This is a genomic window from Nostoc sp. (assembly GCF_036917135.1).
Lineage (GTDB): Bacteria > Cyanobacteriota > Cyanobacteriia > Cyanobacteriales > Nostocaceae > Nostoc.
Map to the genome: position 1 here is coordinate 1 of NZ_JBALEA010000035.1, position 26,628 is coordinate 26,628.

The following is a 26,628-nucleotide window of genomic DNA, read 5'->3' on the forward strand; positions in this document are numbered from 1 at the left end:
AGTAGGCGATCTTTGGCAGTCGTAACGAGAGTTAGACTAAATTAGTCTAACTCTGTCTGTAGAATCTCAGTGTCTTTAGACCTGAGAGTGTCAAATTAATAAAAAGCTACTACCTCACTAACCAGTCTTAAACTTTTCCTTTATTCCCTAATTTATGTTTGTCAATACCTTCATCAGACGTCCAGTACTGACGACGGTCTGCACGTTCATCATTTTGCTGCTGGGAAGTATCTGTATTCCGATCCTGCCCATTTCTCAGCTACCAGACCTCGCGCCGGTGCAAATCACCGTTAGCTCTAACAATACTGGTGCGGATGCTCAAACAACAGAAAGTACTGTCACCAATATTATTGAGCGACAAATTAATGGTGTTAAAGATGTATCCTATATATCTTCTAATACGGGTAATGATGGTTCCAGCAACATAACCGTCTCCTTCCCAACTGATGTCAATAGCGATATTGCTCAAGTAAACGTTCAAAATAAAGAAGGACTTGCTGAACCTCAATTACCAGATACTGTTCAACGAACAGGTGTCACCGTTGAAACGGCATCGAGCAGTCTGCTTCTGGTCTATGGGTTTTACTCAGATAATAATGAGTATGACAACATTTTTATCAGTAATTATGTTGATCTGTTTATTCTCGATCAGGTGAAACGGCTTCCTGGTGTAGGAAAAGCTACGATTTTTGGGGAGCGCAAATATGCCATGCGTCTTTGGCTTGATCCCAACAAGCTTGCCCAACATCAACTAACTCCTCAAGATGTGACAGCAGCCCTGCAAGAACAAAATATTCAGGTGGGTGCAGGGGCAATTGGTAAGGAACCAGCACCAGATAATCAAAGCTTTGAATTTGCTTTACGGGCAACCAGTCGATTTAAAGATGCGTCTGAATTTGAGGATATGGTGCTGAAGGTGAGTCAAGGTGGCACTAATAGCACCACTAATAGCACCACTAATACCACCACCAATAGTACCCTAGTTAAGGTCAGAGATATCGGTCGAGTTGAACTGGGAGCCGAGAGCTATCTGGCTGATGCCAAATTCACCATTCCAGGGAATGCTCCCAAGCCAGCCGTGGGTTTGGGGATATATCAACTTCCGGGTAGTAATGCCCTGGACGTTGCCCATGCTGTTGAAGACCAAATCAAAATACTAGAGAAGAGTTTTCCACCTGGACTCAAAGGACAGGTGGCATTTGATACCACTCCATTTGTAGAAATTTCTTTAGAAGAAGTTCTACAGACTCTGGTTGAAGCGATTATCCTGGTGGTCTTGGTAATTTTTGTCTTTTTACAAGACTGGCGTACCACGATCATTCCCACTGTGGCGATCCCCGTTTCCCTGGTTGGGACTTGTGCGGCTCTGTTGGTTTTAGGATTTCAGATTAATACACTGACCTTATTTGGTTTCGTTCTGGCCATCGGTCTGGTTGTGGATGATGCGATTATTGTGGTGGAGGCAGTTGCAGTCAAACTGGAGCAGGGCTTGAGACCCTTGGAGGCGGCAATGGAAGCCATGAAAGAGTTAACTGGGGCAGTCATTGCCACTTCCCTTGTACTCATGGCGGTATTCATTCCAGTTACATTCATTCCGGGCACAACTGGGATTGTCTACAAACAATTTGGGTTAACCGTTGCTTGCTCTATTGCCATTTCCACCTTCAATGCTTTAACTTTCTCTCCGAGTATGGCAGCCATCCTCATGCGCCCGGCTCAGACTCCACGAGGCCCTTTGGGGTGGTTTTTTACGCAATTTAATCGGGGATTTAGCTGGTTTACGCGCCGCTATGTCGGCTTTGTTAGCTACCTTACCCATGTCAAGCCGATTGTAATTGGGGTTTTTATTACTGGTTTAGTAGCAACGGTTTTGATGTACAAAGCAGTGCCAACTGGATTTATTCCAGAGGAAGATCAGGGTTACTTCTTTGTAGTTGTCCAAGGGCCTGATGGGGTTTCTTTGAAATACACCGAATCTGTGATGGAGCGGGTTGCTAAGGAAGTAACATCGCTTCCCGAAGTTCAAGCTAGTTTTATGATCAGTGGCTTTGGTTTCGATGGCAATGCTTCCAATTTAGGCATTGCCTTTGCTAACCTCAAACCCTGGAAAGTGAGAACTGAAGAATCTCAGTCTGTTTATGGAATACTTCAGAGGATGAACAAAAAGCTCTCTGCAATTACAGATGCTAGAGCGATCGCTGTCAATGCTCCGCCAGTGAGAGGATTAAGTAGTACAGGTGGTTTTGAGTTTATCATTCAAGATAAAACCGGAAGTGCGCCGATTCAAACCCTGCTTGATACTGCTCAAAAATTCATTGGGGCGGCCAATAAAAACCCTGCTTTACAACGAGTCTTCACTCAGTTCACCGCAGACACGCCTCAGTTTGACATCCAAGTGAACCGCAACCAAGCCAAAGCTCTCGGTGTTGAACTCAACGATATCTTTGGGGCATTGCAAAGTTACTTGGGGTCGCAATATGTGAATGACTTTGTGCAGGGACAGCGACAGTATCGAGTATATGTCCAAGCAGATGGGGTTTTCCGCTCTAATCCAGATGATATTGGCAAGCTGTATGTTCGCTCTGCAACTGGGGCGATGATTCCCTTGAGTAATCTGGTGAAAGTTACTCCCTTTGTCGGGCCGAAAACCATCTCCCATTATAACTTGTACAGATCAATCAAAGTCCAGGGCGCTCCGGCTCCCGGTGCTAGTTCTGGACAGGCGATTCAAGCGATGGAGAAACTAGCAGCAGAGGTCTTACCTCAAGGGTTTGGTTACGAGTGGACAGGGACTTATCTCCAAGAAAAGACATCTGGGGGATCTACGGGCTTGATTTTTGCCTTCGCCTTCGTTATTGTCTTTCTGGTGCTAGCGGCTCAGTATGAGAGCTACGTTGACCCGATCATTATTTTGCTGACAGTTCCCCTGGCAGTCTTGGGAGCGATGACGGCGATTTGGCTACGTTCCAATATTTTCATGGCAGGTAGCCTCTTCCCCAAAGTGGTGGATGATATTTATTGCCAGGTAGGTTTGGTGACTTTGATTGGTCTAGCTGCAAAGAACGCGATTTTAGTCGTGGAATTTGCCAATCAGCAGCATGAGCAAGGCATGAGCTACACACGAGCGGCGGTGAAAGCGGGGCAAGAACGTCTGCGACCGATCTTAATGACTTCCTTTGCAGCCCTATTAGGATTTTTGCCCTTGGTGATCTCTCAAGGGGCTGGAGCCAGTAGCCGTTGGTCTTTAGGAACAGCGCTCTTTGGGGGGCTGATGCTTTCAACGTTCTTGAGTTTGTTCTTGGTGCCAATTCTGTATATTTTGGTTAAGACTCTGGCTGAGGCTCTATTTTCTCGGAAGCGATCGGGTGGCTCAAAACCTCCAGATTCTCCCAATGGAACTTCGGGATCTAGACATGAAATTCTGCCTGCTGGCTCAAGTCAGCCAGAGACACAACTCAGGTCTCAGCAAGATGGGATAACCTAATTTTTGCCTTAAGCCTCTCTAGCAAAGTGCCTAGTTTTGGCGGTTTGTAGTAAGCACTTTAGTGCTTAGAAAATAAGGACTTAAAGTTGTTACTACAAACTTGCTTATCCAGCAAACTTAAATTTACACCAATTGACTCAACTCTGATACCATTTTGTGTAATTTCCTGCTTACTAAAAAAATTAGTCGAATAGAAATTAAGTACTTAGATAAGGAAGAGTGAAATGGGACTTAGCGACGGACTTTTGAACCCGACCAAAAAGGCGATGGTCATAGAGGACTGTTGCAATATGATCGAAGGACAGCTTGCATCCAAATCAGGCATGAGCGGCATCGCTTTGAAAACTGCCTTCGCTGCTCTGAAGGGGGTTAAGCCAGGATACATTCCCTATGTTGTTGAGCAGATTTTACCGCAATGCCTCACAGCACTTGATCCGATTTGGAGTCAAGGCGTAGAGAAAGGCGATCCAATTGAATACCTGAATGCAAATCGCTCTGATACAGCAGATGCCCTATTGGGTGTCACCGATGGGAGAGTCAAGAATACAAAGCGCCAAATTGTCCGAGGAACCTATGAAAAACTTCGCGGTTCAGCCAAAAAGCACGTAGAAGAAGCAGTGCCAGACTTAGCCAAAGTAATCAATAATTACACTAAGAACTGAGCTAGAAGGGAAGAATCACAATAAACGTATGCCGCCGTTCGATGCGTCGGTGGCTGGCATCCGGGGCAGACATTAAATTGGGGAAAGTGCGTAGACGCATTCGCGCAGCGACTCCAAGAGTTGCGGCTTGTCGCCAGACATCACCTCAAAACTTCACCAACTCCAAATCAAGTTCCGCCCCTTGGATGTCTCCTTCTTTTAACTGTTCTCTGAGATTGAATTAAGGCTTTTTGAGTAAATAATATTGCACAGCTTCGTTGATGAATTGACTGCGTTGGCGTAGCCTCTCCTCTGGAGAATCGCATACCGTCTCTTTCGGAAAATCACCTTTTTCAATGACTCGATCAATTAGTCAATTGTCCGAGCTAGCAAGGTAATGTTAATCAGGCTATGTATAATTTTTTGCTTTGTCTTGCACGGCAATTTAATGGTTCACATCTAAAGTGTGTATAGCTGTGGTAGAGGTGCGATCGCTTACCCTTTTAATACCCTTTTAGTATTTAAGCATTTGCACCCAGAATAGAAGAGTCATAGTGCTGTAGCAAATCTTCTGGATCGTTGTAAATTGCGATCGCTCCCGACAGTTGTTCATCGCTAAAGCCACCGCAGCGCAAAGCAATTACACCTACCCCTGCTTTGCCGGCAGACTCAATATCGTAGGGCGAATCCCCTAGCATCACTACTTTATCAGGTGTCATTTGTCCTTTGTTCAAGGCGGCTTGTACAATGTCAGGAGCAGGTTTAGATGCTTCGGCATCATCGGATGTAGTTACTTCCGATAGCAAATCATCTACTTGGGCAATTTTGAGTAATATGTCCAGTTCTTGAGAACTTGCTGAACTAGCAACAACTAGATGCAATCCCGATTTTTGCATCTTTAACACTAACTCCCTGCTACCATTGGCAGTAGTAATTTGCGGTTTATATTTGTTCAATATAAGTTCTTTGCGTCGTTCGGCGATCGCTTTGCCAGTTCCTTCTTCACCATTTAATTCTGGCACTACTTTAGGAATAAGTTGATCTCCACCCATGCCGATGAGTGGTCTGACTTTTTCAAATGGCACTTCCAAGCCATAAGCTGCAAATGCCTCTACCCAGGCTTGTGCATGAGTATCATTACTTAAAACCAGTGTTCCATCAACATCTAAAATTACTCCTTCTAATGCCATGAAAACCTCGGCTGACGTTTTGTTTCATAGCTGATGATGGCATGGCAAATAATTTACTTCATCGTCCTAACAGAAGAGAAGGGGGTTAGAGGATGTTTGAAAAGTCCTCTTGTTGGTATCAAAAGTTTTAGATCCCCCTAAATCCCCCGATAAATTGGGGGACTTTGATTCCGGTTCCCCCCTTTTTAAGGGGGGTTAGGGGGGATCTAAAAGTACCTAAACTCACCGCAAAACACTTTTCAAACATCCTCTTAGAGAAGAAAGTGCGATCGCCCGCGTCAGTTCTACCCCACCCTAACCCTCCCCGTATGTATTGGGGAGCCACTGCGTTGCGGGGGTTCCCCCCGTTGTCGCAAGTGGCGTGAGGGAACTAGATTTTCTGGCGTTGCATAATTGCGGATTGATTATTGTAGAGACGGCGATTTATCGCGTCTCTTGCCTTAACCGAACCGTATTGGGAGAGGGGTTGGGGGTGAGGTTTTGAGACGTACCTTTGCAAAGCTTCATTGATCAATCAACAGCGATCGCGCATAATTTGAAATATCTAATCACTGCCAACCATCTACTAAACATCGCCGGAAAAGATTTAGTTACCTTAAATTTACATACAGATATGACGGAAATTAAGCCTCTCTCCGCTTCGGGGAGAGGTTTGGAGAGGGGTCTTAATTGATTTCCGGAGATGTCTACTTGATATCATCACAGAGACGCCTATCGCTCTCACTCAAATTCGGGTTATTCTGCAAATAATCATGCAGCCAATTGCAACCCCGCACCAACAATCGGTCTAAATTATCCACAGGCCACAACAGCGCTGTCTTGTCAAATGATGCCGTGGCGATGGTTTTGCCGTCCGGGCTGAAACTCACACTATTGACACTGCCTCGGTCTTGATAACCTTTGAATAGTTGCATCACTTCCCGCCCATATAGTATGTTGTGCTTCTTGACGTGCTGCATCTTGACGTCCTTCTTGACGTGCTTCTTCTGCTTTTTGACGTCCTTCTTGACCTGCTTCTTCTATTTGTCGACGTGCTGCTTCTAGTTGTTGACGTGCTGCTTCTAGTTGTTGACGTGCTTCTGCTTTTTGACGTGCTTCTTGACCTGCTGCTTTTACAAGTCTTGCTTGTATTTGGTTGAGAGTGGTTTGGGCTTGTTTAGCTCCAGATTGTGCTTGCTGTTGTTTTGTCACTGCTTTTTGTAATTCTACTTCAGCAGTTTCTCTTTCTTCGTTTGCCGTTTTAATTTTTTCCTGGGCTTGGGCATTATTCTCTTTTAATTTTGAGGCTGTCTGGTTTGCCTGTTGAGTTTTCTGTTTTGCTAATTTTGATTCTGTTTGTGCGGTTTGCTGATTCTTCTGCGCTTCTTGAAACTTATGCTCTGCATCTTGCTTTTTATTATCAGCATCTTTAGCCACTTGAATTTGACTCAATGCATATCTTGATGATATACCTGCCAATAATAATAGACATACCGCTAAACCAGAACTCACCATCAACCCCATCCGCCCTTGGCGAATTTGTCGCTTGGCTTCTTTTTGAGCATTAACTAATATCTGCTTTGCATCTTTCAGCTTCTCTTCTACTTGCAGGCGTTGTTCTCGCTCTCTAGTTAGTTCTGCTAATATTTCATTACCCTGTTGTTGGCGAATGAACGACACGAGGTAATCATGCACCAATTGATAACGGTCAGCCGGCGATTCTGGTAAAAACAACACTAACCTTGAAGCCACAAAAATCTCTAACACCAAATCTAGTTTATCGGCTTCTGCTGCCAAATCTGCTACTAACTCAGCGCGAGTCTTTAGGGGACGAGTACCATTTTCATCTGTGAGTAAATATAAAACCAGTTGTGCAACACGTTCATTTTCAGCACCACAGTCTGTAATTACTTCTTCTAAAAATCGCTCAACCAGCTTTTCTTTAGTGCCAAACTGAAGATACTTATCTAAAGTTGTAATTTTCTCAGTTTGCAGTTGCGTCCCCACAATTTGTAACTCAATCGGGCGAACCTCCCCCAATTCGCCTGCTAAATCTTGCACTAATTTATCAATTAATGCAGGTTCTAAGTAAAAGTGAGAGCGTTCTGTTAAACTCTGCACCACAGCCATCGCATCGGCTGGCGAAAAGTTACCCAAGTAATAGCGAATATTTTTATCGAGAATATTATTATTAATTACACTTAAATCAAACAGACGGTCTAACTCTAATAAATAATGTAAATAATCTTCTCGTAAGGATAAAATAATCTTCAGAAAAGGAATATCTAGACAAACTTGCAAAAACTCATAAAATGCTCGTCGTTGACCTTGGTCTGTATAAACAAAGAAAAACTCCTCAAACTGGTCAAACATTAAAACCGTCAACAAATTTCTATCAGCATTTTTCCGTAATTGTTCTAAAATAGCTGCTGAAGAATCAAGATTAGCAAATAATTGATTGCCTCTAACTTTCTCAAAAGCCTTAGCGAAACTCTGCCCCAACATTCCTAGCCAATCGGTATAAACTCGTAACAAAATAGGTAAAGCATCTCGCTCACCAATTGCTTCCTGTTGCAACGCCGGGATTAATCCACCCTGCAAAATCGAGCTTTTACCCACTCCTGACTGACCATGAATTACAGTCAATTTATGCTCAGTCCCGCCAATTCTTTCTCGCAAACGTTTAACATCTTGTCCCCGACCAGAAGCGGCAATTTCTTGAGCAATAGTTTCAAAATTTTCTACCTGCAACTGTGCAGAATTAATTGCCTGTCGCTGTGGGTTGAGATAAGATGCACCAACAAAAGCGCGGAAGCCATACTGTTGTTCAATTTGTAATTGTTCTTGTTTAATATTAAAAGCATCTAGATATTCACCTTGTTCAAAGTAGAGCGAGCGTAATCTGTCTAAGATAGATATATATAATTGGGGATTATACTGATGATTACTTTCAAGTTTTGCAGCTTTTAAACTATTAATTGCTACTCGATTTTGATCTAAAGCCTGTTGAGATTTTGCTAAAATAAACCTACACAATCCAACTTCATTTGATTGAAGATTAGGGATATCAGCTAATATTTGCAATGCTTGTCCTGCAAGTTGATTAGCTTCTTCCCAGTGTGACTGCTCTAAGGCTACCTCTGCCAAAAAACCATAATCTTTAGCCAATTGCAACGGCGTACCATAATTTTCATGTAGCGGCAGAGATTTTTCCACAAGGCTTTGCAACTCTGGCCATGCTTGTAAACGTCGCAGCACTTCACCCAGTTTAGTAATATGTTTTGCAACTAAATCTGAACGTTGTGCTTGTTCAAAAATTTCAATAGCTTGCTGAAAGCAAATTTTAGACTCTTGCCAATAGCGTTGATTTTCTGTCTGATTTTTTTCAGCTTGGCGATTATAAACTGAAGCAATATTAACCAGTAATATACCTTGTCGTTCTAAATAATTACTTTGTTGCCAAAACCCCAAGCTTTGTTGATAATGTCCTAAAGCAGCATCTATCCGGTCATGTAAATAATCATTTAAACCAAGCACAAACTCTAAACTTGCTTGAAGTGCTGCTTCTAATACTTCTCCTCGATTTTGCAAATCTTGACGGGCGGTTTCTAGTTCCCGGCACATTTGGGGATTGGGCGTTACATCACCTGCAAAGATTTCATCACTTTTTTGCTGAAGGAAATTGACTAACTCATCAGTAGGGTTTTCAAACTCAATGATAGTTGCCCAATTCTCTAAATCAGTTGCTAATCGAATGAATTTTTGCAGAACTGAATCATTAACCCACAACAATATCGGAAACGGGAAGTTCTTTCTAAACTCCTCCCGTACTTGGTTAGCTGAAGTCAAAACTGTATCAATATCTTTAACCGACTCTAAACCAAAAATCATCAATGCAGGTGGCTGTTCATCTCCCAGCTGTTCGCGTATATTTGTGTAAAGCGTTTTGACTGATGCAGGTAAGGTAATTTCGCATATTTTCACAGGAGAGATTTGGTGCAGCCGTTCTACCATGCGCTGACGTAAAGCAACATAATTACAGCGCAAGAAAATTAGCGAAAACTGCCCCTGAGAAAAGGTAATTGCTCTAACTAAAGTTTGTAATGAACCCTCATTGTCAAAGGCAAAATTTTCCGGTTCTTGCTGATTACTCATAACATACAGCAGTTTTTTTTTGCATGAAGTACAAAGCGACGAGTTTTGAGGCAGGAGGCAGAAAGGACGACGGACGGATTTCTGCTAGTTGTAAAAAGCTGTAGTTGTGAAGATGACGACTATAGCGGTTTCCATTCAGATGCGGTACAACATTACATCACAAGGTGTAGGGGCACGGCAGTGCCGTGCCCCTACGGGTGTACCTCACGTAAACGAGAACCGCTATAACACGGCTCCCGCATTTGTTGATATAGCTCCCGCATTTGTTGATATAGCTCCCGCATTTGTTGATATAGCTCCCGCATTTGTTGATATAGCTCCCACATTTATTGATATTGCTCCCACATTTATTGATATTGCTCCCACATTTATTGATATTGCTCCCACATTTATTGATATTGCTCCCGCATTTATTGATATTGCTCCCACATTTATTGATATTGCTCCCGCATTTGTTGATATTGCTCCCACATTTATTGATATTGCTCCCACATTTATTGATATAGCTCCCGCATTTATTGATACGGTTCCCGTAATTGCTGACACCGCCAACTTTGTGCCATTTTACAAAATACCTGATAGCTAAGAGCGTACAACTCTACCCCTCTACAGCCGATTTATAACCTAAATTCCTTGGCTTCTGCCAAAATCGGATTGATATCAAACCACGAACCATCCTCATCGCGGTATTCAAATACAAACATACTGCGGAGCAAAAGTTCGTATCTTTCATGACCTCTCAAGTTTTTCTCTTGCGCTACCTCACGCAGTAATTCCCATTCATCGGGCGCAATTGCCAAAGTTAGCTCGTTGCGGCGTTGTTTAATCACCCTATTTACACACTCTTGCGACAAAGGTGGGTCTTCTTGCTGAAGACAGCGAAACAATAACATCAGCAAATTACGCAAATGACCGCCGCTAACTAAGCACAGCCTTTCTAAAGTATCAGGACTATCAAAAACCTCAGTAATTAAATTCCGACTTTGTTCCCAACTGACACCAGGAAAAGCCCTCGCCATGACCATCTGTTGCAGCAGTGTAATTCCCTGTGAAAATTGCGAACCATCTTGTAATTGCACAGGAACCATCGGCAAAACCTTGGGGTCTACGCCAAAGCGATTTGTTAACCTTCCTAAAGCGTTGGAAAAAATCAACACTAACGGAATGGTATAAACAACATGACAATTTAGCTGGTTTAACTGTTCACCCCGTTCCACAAAGAGATATTCTGGCTGGTAAAGACCGGAAGGTTTCTGAGAATTATCCACTCTGTCGAGATTATCTACAATTACCACCAGTCCTTTTTTACCCTGCTGCTTGAGTTTTTCTCTAGCAGGCTTGAGCAATTCTTTGTTAATTGATTCTAAAATGCCATTGGTGCGGGGTTCTAAATATTGCCGTAACTGAGAGCGAAGTTTAGGACTATCTTTAGTTTTGGCAGTAATTTTGGCAATACCTACAGATAACTCTCCCCCAAGTTCTATCGGCGTTTGCAAAAATTCACCAAGTTCATTAAACAGAGTTTGAAAGTATCCTGGCTGGAGATTAATTTTTATTGCTTCAAGACTTTGGCTAACTTCACGAGCAACTGCTAATAATATATCTGTAACATCAATATCAGCCATATCCAAGCTTTGGCTAGACTCAAAATAAACCACATGAAATCCCTGCTGCTCTAACTCTGCCTTTAGCCGCAGTAATTCAGTGGATTTGCCACAACCGATATGTCCGGTAAATAATTGACAGGTAGGTTCTTCAGGTGCAAGGCGGGTGATAGTTCGCCCAAGTTCCTCAATAATCCTTGCACCACGCACTTTAGAGAAATCAATATAATACTGTCTATCTTCCGGTTTGCTCACAATCAGAGTTTTACTGGGGTTGCAAGCTTGAAAAAATCTAACTAAATCTAGTTTCATCATAAATCACCCGACATTAGCGTGACGCTCTTGCCCATTTCAGTGATTATACAGACGATAAAGCCGCTATTTCGGAAAAAACTTTTTGAGATTGACTGATTTAAGAACTTCCAAGCAAAAAATATCTCACTTTTCTTGTGGGGTGGGTGTCTCACCCGCCTACAAACAAGGACGGACAGGATGTCCACCCCACAAGAAACATCTATAATTTCAACTTCTCACCACGAATCGAATAATCCAACAACTCCATCGGGTGAATAACTGAAATCTTCTTACCTTGCAACTGTAAATACTTCGTAATCTGCAAAGTACACCCCGGATTAGCAGAAGCAATTAATTCAGCACCAGTATTCAACAAATTCTGCACTTTTTGCCGACCCAATTCTTCAGAAACTTCCGGTTGCAGCATATTATAAACTCCAGCACTGCCACAACATAAAGCCGCATCTATTGGTTCTCTCAACTTCACCCCTGGAATTTGTCGCAATATCTGACGCGGTTGCACACTAATCTTTTGTCCATGTAATAAATGACAAGCATCTTGATAAACTAAATTCAAGGGTTTATCAGTCAGTGGTGAAAGTTTTGCTGTTAAACCAACAGTTGCTAAAAATTCTTGAGCATCTTTTACTTTAGCTGCAAAATCCTTTGCCTTTTGCCGATATTCTGGGTCACTTTCTAAAATGTGACCGTATTCTTTCAAAGTATGACCGCAACCAGCAGCATTAATAATTACGAAATCTACATCCGTTTTGGCAAAACTATCAATCATCTGCCTTGCTAAAGCTTTCGCCTGTTCTGTTTGTCCTTGGTGTTCGGGAAGCGCCGCACAGCAACCTTGAGATTTGGGAATCACAACTTCACAACCATTTGCTGTTAAAACCCGCACGGTTGCTTCATTCACAGAGGAGAAAAACAGCCGTTGCACACAACCTAAAATTACCCCGACTCGGTAACGCTTCTCACCTTTAGCGGGAATCACAGTAGGAAAATTATCTTCAAAAGATTTGAGAGTAATTTCTGGCAGAATAGATTCCATTGCTGCCAAACGGGGCGATATTTTATTCAGTAAACCCGTAGCTCGAAATAATTTAGCAAACCCCAACTTTTGATAAACCAACAACGGAACTAATAAAACCCGTAAAAGATTAGGATAGGGAAACAGAGAAAATATCAGTTGACGAATAAATCTATCTGGTAAACTCCGGGGATAATTCCGTTCAATTTGGTGACGAGTTGCAGAAATTAATTTGTCATACTGCACCCCAGAAGGACAAGTACTTACACAAGCAAGACACCCCAAACAAGAATCAAAATGTTCTACAGTTGCCGTATTTAGAGCAATCTCACCCTCATTAATTGCATCCATTAAATAGATACGTCCTCTAGGAGAATCCATCTCCTTACCCAGCACCCGATAACTCGGACAAGTCGAGAGACAAAAACCACAATGTACACAACTATCAATCAACTTAGGATCAGGTGGATGATTAATATCAAACCCCTTCAAATTCTTTAAACTAGCCGTATTATTAACAGAATTTTCTGAAACTTGCATATTTCTCCCTTCCCCTCTCTATCTCAGCGTTCTCAGCGTCTCTGCGGTTCGTTTTCTTAAACCTAAATCCCACCCACAAACCGCCCAGGACTTAAAATATTCTTACTATCAAACTGTTCCTTAATACAGCGCATCAACGGTAAAGCATTACCCGTATAACCCCAAACATCTATTTGTTCTTTAACAGCCCTTGGTGCTGACAAAATTGTTAAAAAACCTCTATGAGCTTGAGTGCCTAGGCGCAGCCCGCCGCAGGCATCGCGCACTCTCAAAACTTGATTTTTACTCTCTAATTGTAACAAACCTAAACCACTACTAATATGAATCAAACCTAACTCCACCTGAGTCAAAATCTCCACGGCAGCAGTGGGTAACACTCCTATTTTGCAGGTAATTACTGATTCTGTAGCAGTAGTATGTATTCGTTCTTGCAATCTCTGCCATAGATTAGCTTCATCACCATCGGCAAAAATTGCCCCATCTAAGCCCAACTTTTGCCCTACTTCCAAAACTCGATTTGACTGTTCCTTAACACTCTCACTAATACTTTGGAAGCGGGCAATTAATCCTAGTCCTTCACCCAAACCTAAGCTAGATACCAATTTATTTGATAGCAAATCAGCTTGGACTGGTGTTAACGCCGAACCTCGCAGGATATTAGCTGCTTGAGATACAGCCTCTGCACTACCGGTTAGTACCACCGTCCCCGATGCTTCTGGTAGCGGATATAGGCGAAAAGTTAGTTGACTAATAAAGCCTAATGTGCCATAAGAACCAGTAAGCAACTTCATCAAGTCATATCCGGCGACATTTTTGACTACCCTTCCCCCAGCCTTGGCAATTTGTCCATCAGCACGGACAAAAGTAATACCTAGTAACTGGTCGCGCACACTACCATAACGTTGCCGCAGAGAACCTGTATCACCGGTGGCAACAATACCGCCAATAGTTGCCAACTCTGGTGCTGCGGGGTCAAGGGCGAGAAATTGCCGCGACTTTGCCAAAAGTGCTTGCAAATCTGAGAATTTCATCCCAGCTTCTACTGTCACAGTCAAATCACCAACAGCGTGTTCAATCAGTTGGTTCATGCGTTCTGTACTAACTACAACATCAACACCCTTAGCTAAACCACCCCAGCTAAGTTTACTGCCACTACCACAGGGGAGGACGCGCCAGTTGTTTTTATGAGCTGTGGCGATGACTGCGGCTAGCTGTTGTTGAGTGCGAGGATAGACAATACAACTGGGTAAATTTCCAGAAGCTATAGCCTGTTGAATACGTTTTTGCTGACTGAGTTCGATATTTTCCCAAAGACAAACAGCATTTTCTTCGCCGACGATAGATGCAAAATCAGAAGCGCAGACGGCTTGCGGTCTGTCATTAGACATTGCTTTCATTGAGTTTATTTTTTTACGCCCTACTTCTAATTTACTGGCTAACCTGACCAAAAAAGCACATTGCCATTAATATACGGTGGCTTCAATATAAAAAGCGATGCCTAGGGCGCAAGCCAGCTTGTAATCAGCGCCAATTAACAATTCAAAATTCAAAATTAAAGACATTTCAGACGGGGATTTAAACCCCGACTGAAGTAGACATCTCCAGAAACTAAATATGCGTTACCCAGAACCCTTGTAGAGACGTAGCAGTGCTACGTCTCTACATATATTTGATTAGAGCGCAATCTGCTGTAGCGACAAAAATTCTAATAGAACTTTGAGCTTTATCAAAGCTGAATAAAGTTGTAACGCTCTTGTATTACAGCACATTTGATCTGAATGAGGTACACAAGGGCGGGCAGGATGCCCACCCCACAAGATTTATCAGATTAAGATGTGTACTTCATTTATTTGCAAAGTGCTGTAAGAGCGATCGCGCTTCGCTTGGGTAAGGTATTAGCCTTATCCAACCTATAATACAATATCGTTCAGTTAAGTCCGAAATCCTTGGTAGAGACGCGAAATTTCGCGTCTCTACAGGTCTAAAATCAATACCAAAAATCCTTAACTAAACCGTATTGACCTATAATATTTGAAAGCTTTTAAAGCTTAGGAAAAAAGTAGTAGATAAGTGAAATTTACTCATCTACTACACGTAGAGTTAGGAGACAGCTTGGATATTTACAATATCTTCTATGGGAAAAAGTAATAAATTTCAGCAATGTTAGTTGAATAAATTAGAGATGTTTGGAGAGATGTCTAAACCTAGTATATTCATTTGAATATCACTATTTAAATGTAGTTATTGAGAATAAATTTATATTGTTTTATATTTCTCTGATTAACTTTTAAAAAAAAGTAACAGATGGGTAAAAATTACCCCTCTGCTACAAGCAAACGGAGGTATAAACTTGATTATTTAATTGGCATGAACCAATTCTTGAGGCGCTGCGGCATCATAAGCTGCGGCTTTCACAAATTCCTTGAGAACGTCTTTGAGTCTTTGCTCAATTTCCTCATCTAACAAGACACTATTATCAGCTTGTCGTTGAACTTGTTTGTCTACCGCATAAACTGTAGCTAGGATATGCCGCGCTCCTAATTCAGATAATACAGGTTTTAGGGCGTATTCAATTGCCAATAAATGAGCGATGGTTCCACCCAAAGCAATTGGTAATACGGGTTTACCTGTTAATGATTTTTGTGGCAGCAAATCTAGAAATGTTTTTAGCACTCCTGTATAAGCAGCTTTGTAAATTGGGGTGGCAATAATCACACCATCTGCCTTTGCTAATAAAGCTTTTGGCTGTTCTAAAGCAGGGCTGTCGTAACGTCCAAAAACTAAATCTTCAGCAGGCAAATCTCGAACTGAAATAATGTCTACATGCAGGCCTTCTTGTTGTAAAAGCTTGGCAGTATATTCGACAAGACCGTAAGTTCTAGATGGATGGGTTGGACTACCAGCGATCGCTAAAATATTTGTCATTCAATTAAACTCCCAATTTCTAAAATTGGTTCAGTATGTTTTGCAGTTTTGGTCTTCATAGCTGATGCTGTGTTGACCTTTTCACTCAGACGTTTGTAGGGACGGCGCAAACTCATACTCTCAACTTCCCAAATGTAGCCATGAATAACTACATCCTGGGGAATTAAAGGAGAATTACGCAGTAACTCCACCTGCTGTGTGCAGATTTCATCTACATCGGTAAACGTTTTGATCCATTTGGAAAAAACACCTTTTGGTAGCTTCAATTCTGGCAACGCAGGATCGATAGTAACTTGATCCACGTCAATACCTTGATTTCGCAATACCTCACTGAGAAAGTCTCCTGATGCTGTCATCATGCCACATTCGGTATGATTAATCACGATGATTTCTTTTGTGCCAAAAAACTGCGTAGTTAACATCGCTGACCGAATCGCATCATCTGTAACTAACCCTCCAGCATTACGGAAAATATGAGCATCTCCTTCACCAATTCCTAATGCTTTCTCCACAGGTAAACGTTCATCCATGCACGCTAGCACCCACAAGCGTTTGTTGTTAGGTATTCCCAACTGACGACGCAATGCCCACGCTTCTTCTTCTGAGATTTTTTGGTCAATTTGTTGGTGCAGCATGGTTGGTAATCTTCTAGTTCTTATTTACTAGGATACGGACGTTGCTCTTTCTTGAGGCTTTTGCTTAGGGAAATCTTCATTTGCCACGATCTCGCCAAATGGACTTAAGACATGTTGCTTTTCCACTGTCGGCAGATTCTCTAATGGCAGATGGGGAAATAGCAGTTCTGCAACTCGATAAGCTTCCTCTAAGTGGGGATAGCCAGAGAAGATAAAAGACTCAACACCCAAAGAAGCGTATTCCAATATTCTGGCTGCTACGGTTTGGGGATCGCCGACTAAGGCCGTTCCCGCACCACCCCGCACTAAACCGACTCCCGCCCATAGGTTCGGGCTGATTTCTAATGCCTCACGATTCCCGTGGTGTAATTGAGTCATCCGTTGTTGTCCAACTGAATCCATCCGCGCGTAAGCTTTTTGGGCTTTAGCGATCGCTTCGTCATCTACATATTTAATCAATTGATTCGCCGCATCCCAAGCTTCACTTGTGGTTTCCCGCACAATCACATGTAGCCGAATCCCAAACCGCAAAGTCCGGCCTTCTACTTCTGCAAGTCTGCGAACTGATGCAATCTTCTCGGCTACTTGCGCCGGTGGTTCGCCCCAAGTTAGATAAACATCTACATGTTTAGCAGCAATTTTTTGAGCAACAGGAGAGGAACCGCCAAACCACAAGGGCGGATGCGGCTTCTGAACAGCTGGAAACAATAGTTTCCCATCCTGAATGTTGAAATAGTCGCCCTGGAAATTAGCTTGTTCACCACTAGCGATCGCTCGCCATACTGTCAAAAATTCATCTGTTAATTCATAGCGCTGATCGTGATCTAAATGCAAGCCATCCCCCGCTAATTCCACAGGATCGCCACCTGTCACGACATTAATCAGCAAGCGTCCTTCAGAGACGCGATCAAAAGTCGCCGCCATCCGCGCTGCTACCCCAGGTGATACCAAGCCGGGACGAATCGCCACCAAAAAACGCATCCGTCGCGTTAGTGATACCAGCGTTGATGCTACAATCCAAGCATCTTCGCAAGAGCGACCTGTAGGTAGCAATGCCCCTGTATAACCAAGGTCATCCACCGCTTGGGCTATCTGCCGCAGATAAGGAAAGCTTACTGCCCGTCCACCTGTAGCAGTTGCAAGATAGCGTCCGTCGCCGTGGGTTGGGATGAACCATAGTAGCTGCATGAATCTTGTCCTTTTAAACTACGGTAATTCGATAAAATTACCGTGCTTTATTTATAGTTTTTACAGTATCACATATTCTACTTAAGGAAGCAAAGAGTTTTAAGAAAATCCACTCATCAGGTAATTTGGTCTGATTCCCGTGCAGTATTTTGTTGTTTCAAAGCTTATTTTAATGAGTTTATCAGGGCTAACTCAGGGCGTAGACGCAAAGCGGCTTGTCGTCAGACATCGCTAATTATAGTTATTGATGTAGGGAATTCCGTACTGGAATTGATTGGCCAGTTAACCGGAAAATAGAAAATAATAGATATATGGACAAACGGTATTTTTTGCAGGCTAGTGCCGTAATCGTCGGCACAGCATTTTTATCAAGGTATATCAATTGGGAGTCACAAGCGATGACAACTTCTAAGAGTGGATTTGAAGTTACGAAACCAGAGTCAGAATGGCGCACGATTTTAACGCCAGAACAGTTTAGTGTATTGCGTAAACATGGGACAGAACGCCCTTATACCAGCCCATTGGATAAGAAATACGACCAAGGCACTTATTTTTGTGCCGCGTGCGAACTACCACTGTTTACATCTGATACCAAATTTAACAGTGGTACTGGCTGGCCCAGCTTTTTTAACCCAATTGAAGGTGCGATCGCTCTAACTGTAGATAAATCGTTGTTTATGACCCGAACTGAAGTGCATTGTAGTCGCTGTGGTGGTCATTTGGGTCATGTTTTTGATGATGGACCTGCACCCACTGGCAAGCGCTACTGCATGAACGGGGTTTCGCTGAAGTTTGTTCCTGCTTGATCAGCTGCGTAGGCGTAGGCTGACGTAGATATGGCAGGTACTAACCTAAATTATCCTATTTGCTTGGTTCTTGTTTCTGCTTTTTGTCTTTAGGATCTTTTTTAGGTTTTTTAACTTCTTTATTACTTTTTCTTTCTTTAGACATCAGTGTTCTCCAAATAGGTTAATCATTGAAAGCTTCAACATTCTGCCGTCAGGTAATCAGGAGGTGGCTTACCTGATATTCTTTTAAGACAAGAAAGTATCAGACATAAATGCTACTAACTACCATGATACTGTGTTGTTTGATTTTCTTCTGACAACCTTTTTGATCTATTTGAAGCACAATCGCCTTGAGGGTAGCATAGTTAACTGTGCTACCCTAACCAATTATAGGGTCGCTACAAGTTCTTGTAAGCGATCGCGTCCATCACGGAAGACAGGCCAACCATCCCCCACTAACACTGCTTCTACCCGACTAAGTTGAGCCAACCTGCGGACAGAAGCAACAGCCTCCTCTCGATTCAGCAGTTTGTCATCTGGTAAAATTGTTAAGCTACCTGCTTTACGTGCCCGGACTAAATCCCCTGTAATTAAAGTTGTCTCCTCCAGTAACAGAGCCAATTCACCGGGAGTTTTAGAACCATTGAGTTCAATCACCTCCAATCCTGGGACAAATTCTTCACCATTAGACAGCCAGCGATCGCAAGGTATAGGAAAAGCGTCTTTTTCTGCCAGAGGTCCAGCTATCTTAGCATAAGTTTGATCGGCAATTTCTTTACTTGCCCTGACATGCTCAGAATTCGTTAGCACAATCCAAACCACACCACCGAGGGATTTCAGATGATTCCAGTCATGGTTTGATAGGGCTACTGGGTCAATCAAGATGTTTCCATCTGGGCGAATCCAGGCAATCCCATTGAAATCAATATTTCTTGCCGGATTGAAGTTAGACCAGCTATACAGATCGGGACGGTGCAAAGATTTCATGATGATTCTGGATCGGTACGTTCAATAATTGACTATTAATCTCAATAATTTAGTATATAGATAATAAGGGCATTGGGCACTTGTACTGAGTTTCGAATACGCTCAACTACCGCGACTTGTGCCGAGCATCTCGACTTCGCTCGATGGAGCCGAAGCCGAGGTAAGTCGAAGTATTGGGAATTGGGCATTGGGCACTTGTACTGAGTTTCGACACTTCGACTACGCTCAGTGCATCGCTACGCTCAACTACCGCGTTCGCGTAGCGTCTCGTAGAGAAGTCGTTGGCGCAGCCTCTCCAAGAGTTGTATTGGGCATTGGGCATTGGTTCTTCTCCCCTGCTTGCTTCCCCTACTCCCTCATCTCCCTCAGGCTCTGGAATTTGAGTATACTACGATAAATCTATCAATTTTATGGATTTATCAGGTTTAGAGTAATTCCCGCATAACCGCAATAGAGATCAACGGAGGTATAGGGGTGAGTGAGATACAGCGCCAAAAAATATCAGCGAAGGCAGAACAGTTTAGAGAGTCGGTGATTCGAGAAATGACCAGGGTGGCACTGCAACACGATGCAGTAAATCTGGCGCAGGGATTCCCTGATTTTCCCTGTCCCTTGGAGTTGAAACAGGCGGCTTCTGAGGCAATAGAGGCAGATGTGAACCAGTATGCCATTACTTGGGGCGATCGCTTATTTCGTCAGGCGATCGCCAACAAAGTTCGCTGGTATCTCGGCTTAGATATTGATCCCGAAACCCAAATCACCGTTACCTGCGGTTCTACAGAAGCAATGGCAGCTGTGATGCTGGCGACAGTCGATCCTGGTGACGAAGTAATTGTATTTGAGCCGTATTACGAAAACTACGGACCCGATGCGATTTTAGCTGGTGCTATACCCCGCTATGTGACACTGCATCCCCCTGATTGGACATTTGACGAAGCACAGCTACGTCAAGCTTTCAATGCCCATACCAAAGCTATTATTATCAACACACCCCACAACCCTACAGGTAAAGTCTTTACTCGTGAAGAACTCACCCTAATTGCTGAACTTTGTCAAAAGTGGGATGTGTTAGCGTTCACTGATGAAATCTATGAACATATTCTCTATGATGGTACGGAACATATTGCCCTAGCAACTCTTCCCGGTATGGAAGAACGAACCATTACTATTAACGGTCTATCGAAAACTTATAGCGTCACTGGATGGCGAGTCGGCTATATTTTGGCAAAGCCAGAATTGACAGCAGCAATTCGCAAAGTCCATGATTTTCTTACAGTTGGCGCACCTGCACCATTACAACGAGCCGGAGTTGTCGCCATGCAACTGCCACCATCCTATTATCAAGAACTAGCCAAACTTTATCACCAGAAGCGAGACAGGATTCTACAGATTCTAGATCAAGTTGGCATTCCCTATTTTGTTCCCAAAGGAGCCTATTACGTACTTGCAGATATTTCCAAATTTGGGTACAAAACAGATGTTGAATTCACTTACCATCTGATTCAAAATATTGGTGTTGCTGTAGTTCCTGCTTCCAGCTTTTTCAGCGAACCAGAAAAAGGACATTCATTGATCAGATTTTGCTTCAGCAAAAAACCTGAGACATTACAAACAGCGAGCGATCGCTTACTCAAATTGCAATCAACTCTACAACCAACATCCTAATATTCATTTATTCTCTTCTGATTCATGGTAATTCAACATAGGGGTTGTAACCCCTATGTCCAAAGATAATTTTGTTTTAACTAGGGTATAAATCACATTATGAATTACGAATTTTGAAGCGTCTCTAAGTAAGTAGGCGAGAATAAACCAAGGTACTTTGAGTAATGTAAAAAATATTGAGATTAGTTTTTAGTGTTCACGTAGCAATATCCCCAAAGGATTAGGGACTGACAAATAAAAAAATACTCAAAAAACTCGCGAAAAAAATCTCTCCTCCTTATTCCTCTGTGTTCTCCCGAAGTTTGCTCAACGCGAGGAACCCGCGCACGCAACTTCTCTCTGTGTCTCTGTGGTAGCCTGCGGCAAGCCGATGCAGCGTCTACGTTTTTTTGGATAATTTATTTCTTGGAAGTCCCTTAGACTACAAATCTTTAATTATTTACGCGCTAAAATATTTTTTACTCTACCTATATATATATTGACAAAATTGCTGTGATCTAAAATAGATTTAAAAATTTAAATTCGGAAATATTTGCTTAGTAGTATCACTGAATCTATGCTATACAACCCAGTTGATGTATCTGTATATATTCGGTAGTTATGACTAGTTGTAAAAGTCATAACTACCGATTTCTTCTCTGGCATCAAATATTTTTACGTATAACTACTGTATAACAATTAAAAGCACTGATAGATATTCAGTGCAATTGCTGTTTGGTGTCCTGTATCACAAATTAGCAATTCCAGTAAAATAACCTTATCAAAGGCGTTGCTGGATGTTATAATCATGAAGTATCGGACACATACATTTTGCTAATTAATCTTTAAGCAGCGAAAAATGTAACCTATAATGCTGTTAAAGTTGGCTTTGCGTATGCGAATCGTTACACCATACAGGAAAACATCTGAAAATATTAATCACACAATAAAACATGATTTGTTGACTTGTAACTTGGTATTAAGAATTCCATGTATAAAATCGCTATTATGACAGTTGTAAAACTGGTTTAGATTGTAAAATGCTACACATTTTACAGTTTAAAAATAGCTACCATAGCATCAAGACTCTCAATGAGAGAATCAACCTACACAGTGTTACGAAGAACTTCAATTTTGTATGAATTCAAATAGCCAGTCTGCCAATTCTGCCGACACATATTCCCAACGTTTGGCAGACATTGTGGGAACTGCGATCGCTCTGTTGACTCTAACCCTACCCGTATTTGTCATCGCTCACTATTCTTCAACTAATGTTGAAAATAACCAGAAACCTCTGATCCAAAACCTACAAAAAAGTGACGATTGATCAAGCTTGCTAGTAGCATTTCCTCAGCAGGATATCTGCAAAAAAGAGAAAATTGATGTGAGACAATCTCTGTAGATTCGGATGTAGTTCATCAGAAATATGCTGAATCTGTATTGTCTGACTCCAGGTTTCAATTGTCTTGGCAGAGTCGGGGCAAAAATCCCTCCAACAACAATCAAGGGCAGAGGATATGCACAATACCCTCTTGTAAAAAGCGTTGCGAAGTTTCCTCGCAACGCTTTTTCCATTTATTAGCTAATTCAAGGGGGAGATGAGGGAGAAATCAATTCAAAATTCAAAATTCAAAATTAAAGAATTTATTTCTGCCTCCTGCCTCCTGCCTCCTATTTCCCAATACTTCGACTTACCTCGGCTTCGGCTCCATCGAGCGAAGTCGAGATGCTCGGCACAAGTCGCGGTAGTTGAGCGTAGCGATGCACTGAGCGTAGCCGAAGTGTCGAAACTCAGTACAAGTGTCCAATGCCCTGCCTGGAATAAATACCTTGGGAAGAGATCCATATTGCCCTAAAATTCTACACGGGGAGCGAAACTGACTGAATGCCCCATGATTCACTGTTACCGGAGGAGTTTTTTGTGGATTTATCTCGTATTCCTGCCCAACCGAAACCTGGTTTAATCAACGTTCTGATTGAAATTACTGGCGGAAGTAAAAATAAATACGAATACGACAAGGAACTAGAAGCTTTTGCTCTAGACCGAGTACTTTATTCGTCGGTGCAATACCCTTATGACTACGGCTTTGTACCCAATACTTTGGCTGAAGATGGCGATCCCCTAGATGGTATGGTCATAATTGACGAGCCAACCTTTCCCGGTTGTGTTATTGCCGCACGACCGATTGGCTTCTTGGAGATGATTGACGGTGGCGATCGCGATGAAAAAATCCTTTGTGTTCCTGACAAAGATCCGCGCTACACTCAGGTAAAATCCCTGAAAGATGTAGCACCACATCGTTTGGATGAAATTGCCGAATTTTTCCGTAGTTATAAAAATTTGGAAAAAAAGGTGACTGAAATTCTCGGTTGGCAAGATGTAGACAAGGTTGCAGCTTTAGTAGAAAAATCCGTCAAAGCTTATAGAGGATAATAGAAGAGTTAGGAGTTAGGAGTTAGGAGTTAAGAGTTAAAAGTTAAGAGTTAAGAGTTATAAATTTTTATTCCTCACTTCTAACTCCTCACTCCTAACTCCTCATTCCTTACTATTGTTACGGATCGCAAAAACTGCCCCCAACCGCAAACCAGAATGCAGCGTACTATCCTTTTGGCCAAAATTCATAACTGCACCCTCACAGGGGCGAATATCAATTACGTGGGTAGTATCAGCATTGATCAAATCCTTTTGGAAAAAGCTGGGATCTTACCTTATGAGCAGGTGCAAGTAGTTAATAGTGCCAACGGTCAGCGCTTTATTACTTATGCGATCCCGGCTCCAGCCCATTCAGGAGTAATTGAGTTAAATGGGGGTGCAGCACGTTTAGGCATTATTGGCGATCGCTTGATTATAATGACTTACGGGCAGTTCACTCCAGAAGAGTTAAAAAATTACTCTCCTACGGTAGTCATTGTGGACGAAAAAAACAGGTTGTTGGAAGTGCGGCGCTACGATGACCTGCTCGGTAAGGTCTAATTTCAAGGATAAATGCCAAATTTTGAGTTGTCGGATTCCCAGAGCTACATACCTGAAAATTCAGCTAACATGCCAAGCAGTCCAGCAGGTGAATTTCTCGTTCAATTCTGGGGTGTAAGAGGTTTGATCCCCACTCCAACTAGCAACACCAATCGTTATGGTGGTAATACCGCTTGTGTAGAAATGCACGTAGCTGGGAAACGCTTGATTTTTGATGGCGGTACTGGCTTACGCATACTGGGTAAAACTTGGCAAGAACTGCAACAGCCACTAGAAGCCCATTTATTTTTTACCAACTGCCAATCAAACCGAATTCAAGGGTTTCCCTTTTTTGCTCCCGCATTTATTGGAGAAAATTGCTTTCACATTTACGGTACAGCTGCCTCTAATGGAGCCTCAATCAAACAATGTTTGTACGATCAAATGCTTCAGCCACACTTTCCTTACCCTTTACAGGTAATGCAGTCGGAATTACAGTTTTATAATCTGACTCCAGAAAGTGACGTGAAGCTAGATGATGTCATCATTAGAACTGCATTAATCAATCAAACTCAGCGATCAGTTGGCTACCGAGTTACTTGGCAAGATTATAGTGTTGCCTACGTCACGGATTTGCACCAGAATGCTGATCAAGTTGAGCGAGAGCGGATTTTGCAGTTTATTAAAGGTGCTGACTTGCTGATTGCCAATGCCACTTACACTCCGCCCACCTCTCACAACCATGACTCTGCTGATTTGCTCTGGCAAGCTGCGGTGAATGCGGCTCTGAATGCTGGCGTTCAACGGTTAGCCATTTCTCATCATCACCCAGATGACCATGATGATTTTCTTGACCAGGTTCAAGTCGATGTTAAATCTGCTTTTCCTCAAGCCATACTAGCCCATGAAGGTCTAATATTAGCTGTTGGTAAGTGATTTGACTCTTTGGCACTTTTAAATCAGTGCTAGAGCGATGCCTACGCCGGCAAGCTACGCACAAGCACTGACTACAATTAAAATTGGCTATATTGAAATACCCTTGGGTGAAGAATTTTTGGTACTGATTTTAGACCTGTAGAGACGTGAAATTGTACTTCGTCCCGCTACGCTAACGCGTCTCTACCAATATTTTTGGACTTAACTGAACTTTATTGGGTTATATTGCCAATTAAGGGACTTACAAATCAAAAAACATCCCAAATTTTTTGTGGGATGGGTGTACCCACCCGTCCCAGATTTAGAGCGCTGATGTTGCCCACCCCACAAAATGGATAATTTATTTCTTGTCAGTCCCTAAGAAGCATTTTGCAACTCAGCTGTGCGGATTGAAAGCTGCTGTGTCTGATTACCCCGTTGCACTTTCACTTGTAATATTTGACCAAGGCGACTGTCTTCCACAAAGTTCTGCAATTGTTCAGCACTGGTAATTGCTTTACCATCAATTTGAAGAATTACATCCCCGCGCCGGACACCCGCAGATGCAGCTGGAGAATTGGGAACAACTCTGATTACAAAAACACCATTAACTTCTGGTATTTGAATAGCAGAGTTGGGATCGGTGTTATTTTCCTTAGCAAGTTCGGGTGTCAAAGTTAGCATTTGCACGCCCAAATAGGGGTGGGCAACTTTGCCATCACGTTGCAGTTGGGCGGCGATCGCTTTGGCTTTATCGATGGGAATCGCAAAGCCAATACCCATCGCGTCAGGGCGAATGGCTGTGTTAATCCCAATCACTTCACCTTGACCATTTAATAGTGGCCCGCCAGAATTACCAGGGTTAATGGCGGCATCTGTTTGGATAAAATCTAAACGTTTGTCACTAATGCCGACTTGGGCGCTGGAACGTTTGAGAGTACTGACAATTCCCAAGGTAACGGTGTTATCAAATCCTAAAGGATTACCAACTGCGATCGCCCAGTCTCCTACCTGTAGATTACTAGAAGAACCCAAGGGCGCTACTGGCAAATCGTTACCGGCGTTAATTTTGACCACTGCCAAATCTGTAACTTCATCAATACCTTGAACTTTCCCTTCAAAGGTGCGGCCATCTTTGAGTCTGACTGTTACTTTATCAGCCTTATCGACCACATGAGCATTAGTCAGAACTAACCCACTCTTGTCAAGAATAAAACCTGAGCCTAAACCGCGTAACTGCTGCTCAGGAGGCATCTGTTGAGAGAAACCGTCACCAAAAAATCGGCGGAAGAAAGGGTCTTCCAAAAATGGATCAACGCGACGAGTAATTGTCCGCTCAGTATCAATGCGAACAACTGCGGAACCAACGCGATTTACTGCTGCTGTGACAAAGCTACTGCTACCGATGGCAGCATTTGCTGGTGATTGCCGTTGGGCAATTAGTTTTGAAGTATCCCCAGCAGTTACAGAAGGTGCTGGTTCGGCTTGGGAGGGTAACACCTGGAATGTGCTAAAAATTAGCAGAACTCCTAGCGCGATCGCTAACAGATAAGTAGTAAATTGACGTAGAGACCGAGATATTTGGGGAAATTGCATAATCACAACCTAACCTATAAGCCTAATTGTTGCTTAGTCGTGAAAAATCTATATACAGTTATTTTTACCAAGAT

The 26,628-nt window shown here is 42.6% G+C and carries 20 protein-coding genes and 1 pseudogene; 11 read left to right on the top strand and 10 right to left on the bottom strand.

Translation table 11 applies throughout. The annotated features are described in order from the left end of the window. Window positions 1-154: 154 nt before the first annotated feature. Window positions 155-3,484 (top strand): efflux RND transporter permease subunit, encoded by a 3,330-nt coding sequence (locus V7K50_RS10290; RefSeq protein WP_334959657.1) that lies wholly within the window; start codon window positions 155-157, stop codon window positions 3,482-3,484. Between the two features lie 224 nt (window positions 3,485-3,708). Continuing rightward, complete coding sequence (locus V7K50_RS10295; protein ID WP_334959659.1) at window positions 3,709-4,146, top strand: DUF6918 family protein; 438 nt, start codon at window positions 3,709-3,711, stop codon at window positions 4,144-4,146. Window positions 4,147-4,646: 500 nt separating this feature from the next. Here V7K50_RS10295 and V7K50_RS10300 read toward each other — a convergent pair whose 3' ends face one another. Beyond that, a complete protein-coding gene (locus V7K50_RS10300; RefSeq protein WP_334959661.1) occupies window positions 4,647-5,315 on the bottom strand; it encodes an HAD family hydrolase in 669 nt (222 codons plus the stop codon). 493 nt (window positions 5,316-5,808) lie between these two features. Here V7K50_RS10300 and V7K50_RS10305 point away from each other — a divergent pair, with 493 nt between their 5' ends. Continuing rightward, window positions 5,809-5,988 (top strand): hypothetical protein, encoded by a 180-nt coding sequence (locus V7K50_RS10305; RefSeq protein WP_334959663.1) that lies wholly within the window; start codon window positions 5,809-5,811, stop codon window positions 5,986-5,988. Window positions 5,989-6,001: 13 nt separating this feature from the next. Here the strand turns inward: V7K50_RS10305 and V7K50_RS10315 are convergent. Then, a pseudogene (locus V7K50_RS10315) lies at window positions 6,002-9,449 on the bottom strand (nSTAND1 domain-containing NTPase). Window positions 9,450-9,561: 112 nt separating this feature from the next. On the opposite strand from V7K50_RS10315, the gene V7K50_RS10320 reads away from it, so the two are divergent. Then, the gene (locus tag V7K50_RS10320; protein WP_334959669.1) at window positions 9,562-10,035 is read left to right on the top strand and encodes a hypothetical protein; all 474 of its coding nucleotides are present in this window, start codon (window positions 9,562-9,564) and stop codon (window positions 10,033-10,035) included. Window positions 10,036-10,066: 31 nt separating this feature from the next. Here V7K50_RS10320 and V7K50_RS10325 read toward each other — a convergent pair whose 3' ends face one another. The 6 genes from V7K50_RS10325 to ssuD all read right to left on the bottom strand — a co-directional run bounded on the left by V7K50_RS10325 (window position 10,067) and on the right by ssuD (window position 17,671). Then, window positions 10,067-11,365 (bottom strand): P-loop NTPase fold protein, encoded by a 1,299-nt coding sequence (locus V7K50_RS10325; protein ID WP_334959808.1) that lies wholly within the window; start codon window positions 11,363-11,365, stop codon window positions 10,067-10,069. Window positions 11,366-11,567: 202 nt separating this feature from the next. Further along, a complete protein-coding gene (locus V7K50_RS10330; protein ID WP_334959671.1) occupies window positions 11,568-12,923 on the bottom strand; it encodes a (Fe-S)-binding protein in 1,356 nt (451 codons plus the stop codon). Between the two features lie 62 nt (window positions 12,924-12,985). Continuing rightward, window positions 12,986-14,320 carry an FAD-binding oxidoreductase gene (locus V7K50_RS10335; protein WP_334959673.1) on the bottom strand — a complete coding sequence of 445 codons (1,335 nt, stop codon included), beginning with the start codon at window positions 14,318-14,320 and terminating at the stop codon, window positions 12,986-12,988. A 961-nt stretch (window positions 14,321-15,281) separates the two neighbouring features. Continuing rightward, the gene (ssuE, locus tag V7K50_RS10340) at window positions 15,282-15,848 is read right to left on the bottom strand and encodes an NADPH-dependent FMN reductase (RefSeq protein ID WP_334959675.1); all 567 of its coding nucleotides are present in this window, start codon (window positions 15,846-15,848) and stop codon (window positions 15,282-15,284) included. Next, window positions 15,845-16,483: a beta-class carbonic anhydrase gene (locus V7K50_RS10345; RefSeq protein WP_334959676.1), complete on the bottom strand. Its 639-nt coding sequence runs from the start codon at window positions 16,481-16,483 to the stop codon at window positions 15,845-15,847. Before V7K50_RS10345 ends, ssuE begins: the two co-directional genes overlap by 4 nt. A 27-nt stretch (window positions 16,484-16,510) precedes the next feature. Next, the gene (gene ssuD, locus V7K50_RS10350; protein ID WP_334959678.1) at window positions 16,511-17,671 is read right to left on the bottom strand and encodes an FMNH2-dependent alkanesulfonate monooxygenase; all 1,161 of its coding nucleotides are present in this window, start codon (window positions 17,669-17,671) and stop codon (window positions 16,511-16,513) included. 311 nt (window positions 17,672-17,982) lie between these two features. On the opposite strand from ssuD, the gene msrB reads away from it, so the two are divergent. Next, complete coding sequence (gene msrB / locus V7K50_RS10355) at window positions 17,983-18,477, top strand: peptide-methionine (R)-S-oxide reductase MsrB (protein ID WP_334959680.1); 495 nt, start codon at window positions 17,983-17,985, stop codon at window positions 18,475-18,477. A 369-nt stretch (window positions 18,478-18,846) separates the two neighbouring features. Here the strand turns inward: msrB and V7K50_RS10360 are convergent, their stop codons facing one another. Continuing rightward, window positions 18,847-19,446: an MBL fold metallo-hydrolase gene (locus V7K50_RS10360; RefSeq protein ID WP_334959682.1), complete on the bottom strand. Its 600-nt coding sequence runs from the start codon at window positions 19,444-19,446 to the stop codon at window positions 18,847-18,849. 118 nt (window positions 19,447-19,564) lie between these two features. Here V7K50_RS10360 and V7K50_RS10365 point away from each other — a divergent pair, with 118 nt between their 5' ends. The 6 genes from V7K50_RS10365 to V7K50_RS10390 all read left to right on the top strand — a co-directional run bounded on the left by V7K50_RS10365 (window position 19,565) and on the right by V7K50_RS10390 (window position 24,979). Then, window positions 19,565-19,843 carry a hypothetical protein gene (locus tag V7K50_RS10365; protein WP_334959684.1) on the top strand — a complete coding sequence of 93 codons (279 nt, stop codon included), beginning with the start codon at window positions 19,565-19,567 and terminating at the stop codon, window positions 19,841-19,843. 77 nt (window positions 19,844-19,920) lie between these two features. Further along, on the top strand, window positions 19,921-21,111 hold the full coding sequence (locus tag V7K50_RS10370; RefSeq protein WP_334959685.1) for a pyridoxal phosphate-dependent aminotransferase: 1,191 nt from the start codon (window positions 19,921-19,923) through the stop codon (window positions 21,109-21,111). Window positions 21,112-22,228: 1,117 nt separating this feature from the next. Beyond that, window positions 22,229-22,417 (top strand): hypothetical protein, encoded by a 189-nt coding sequence (locus V7K50_RS10375; protein WP_334801363.1) that lies wholly within the window; start codon window positions 22,229-22,231, stop codon window positions 22,415-22,417. Between the two features lie 594 nt (window positions 22,418-23,011). Continuing rightward, window positions 23,012-23,524: an inorganic diphosphatase gene (locus V7K50_RS10380; protein ID WP_334959687.1), complete on the top strand. Its 513-nt coding sequence runs from the start codon at window positions 23,012-23,014 to the stop codon at window positions 23,522-23,524. A 156-nt stretch (window positions 23,525-23,680) separates the two neighbouring features. Continuing rightward, window positions 23,681-24,064: an aspartate 1-decarboxylase gene (gene panD / locus V7K50_RS10385; protein ID WP_334959689.1), complete on the top strand. Its 384-nt coding sequence runs from the start codon at window positions 23,681-23,683 to the stop codon at window positions 24,062-24,064. Between the two features lie 12 nt (window positions 24,065-24,076). Beyond that, complete coding sequence (locus tag V7K50_RS10390) at window positions 24,077-24,979, top strand: MBL fold metallo-hydrolase (RefSeq protein ID WP_334959690.1); 903 nt, start codon at window positions 24,077-24,079, stop codon at window positions 24,977-24,979. A 357-nt stretch (window positions 24,980-25,336) separates the two neighbouring features. On the opposite strand, the gene V7K50_RS10395 is transcribed toward V7K50_RS10390, so the two are convergent. Then, window positions 25,337-26,554 (bottom strand): HhoA/HhoB/HtrA family serine endopeptidase, encoded by a 1,218-nt coding sequence (locus V7K50_RS10395; RefSeq protein ID WP_334959692.1) that lies wholly within the window; start codon window positions 26,552-26,554, stop codon window positions 25,337-25,339. Between the last annotated feature and the right edge of the window lie 74 nt (window positions 26,555-26,628).

What these genes read in the sequence shown, in the direction of transcription:
- V7K50_RS10360 (WP_334959682.1), bottom strand. Translation starts at nt 19,446, where the DNA reads ATGAAATCTTTGCACCGTCCCGATCTGTATAGCTGGTCTAACTTCAAT.
- V7K50_RS10325 (WP_334959808.1), bottom strand. Translation starts at nt 11,365, where the DNA reads ATGAAACTAGATTTAGTTAGATTTTTTCAAGCTTGCAACCCCAGTAAA.
- panD (WP_334959689.1), top strand. Translation starts at nt 23,681, where the DNA reads ATGCAGCGTACTATCCTTTTGGCCAAAATTCATAACTGCACCCTCACA.
- ssuE (WP_334959675.1), bottom strand. Translation starts at nt 15,848, where the DNA reads ATGACAAATATTTTAGCGATCGCTGGTAGTCCAACCCATCCATCTAGA.
- msrB (WP_334959680.1), top strand. Translation starts at nt 17,983, where the DNA reads ATGGACAAACGGTATTTTTTGCAGGCTAGTGCCGTAATCGTCGGCACA.
- V7K50_RS10290 (WP_334959657.1), top strand. Translation starts at nt 155, where the DNA reads ATGTTTGTCAATACCTTCATCAGACGTCCAGTACTGACGACGGTCTGC.
- V7K50_RS10395 (WP_334959692.1), bottom strand. Translation starts at nt 26,554, where the DNA reads ATGCAATTTCCCCAAATATCTCGGTCTCTACGTCAATTTACTACTTAT.
- V7K50_RS10345 (WP_334959676.1), bottom strand. Translation starts at nt 16,483, where the DNA reads ATGCTGCACCAACAAATTGACCAAAAAATCTCAGAAGAAGAAGCGTGG.
- V7K50_RS10335 (WP_334959673.1), bottom strand. Translation starts at nt 14,320, where the DNA reads ATGAAAGCAATGTCTAATGACAGACCGCAAGCCGTCTGCGCTTCTGAT.
- ssuD (WP_334959678.1), bottom strand. Translation starts at nt 17,671, where the DNA reads ATGCAGCTACTATGGTTCATCCCAACCCACGGCGACGGACGCTATCTT.
- V7K50_RS10390 (WP_334959690.1), top strand. Translation starts at nt 24,077, where the DNA reads ATGCCAAATTTTGAGTTGTCGGATTCCCAGAGCTACATACCTGAAAAT.
- V7K50_RS10295 (WP_334959659.1), top strand. Translation starts at nt 3,709, where the DNA reads ATGGGACTTAGCGACGGACTTTTGAACCCGACCAAAAAGGCGATGGTC.
- V7K50_RS10330 (WP_334959671.1), bottom strand. Translation starts at nt 12,923, where the DNA reads ATGCAAGTTTCAGAAAATTCTGTTAATAATACGGCTAGTTTAAAGAAT.
- V7K50_RS10375 (WP_334801363.1), top strand. Translation starts at nt 22,229, where the DNA reads ATGAATTCAAATAGCCAGTCTGCCAATTCTGCCGACACATATTCCCAA.
- V7K50_RS10320 (WP_334959669.1), top strand. Translation starts at nt 9,562, where the DNA reads ATGACGACTATAGCGGTTTCCATTCAGATGCGGTACAACATTACATCA.
- V7K50_RS10300 (WP_334959661.1), bottom strand. Translation starts at nt 5,315, where the DNA reads ATGGCATTAGAAGGAGTAATTTTAGATGTTGATGGAACACTGGTTTTA.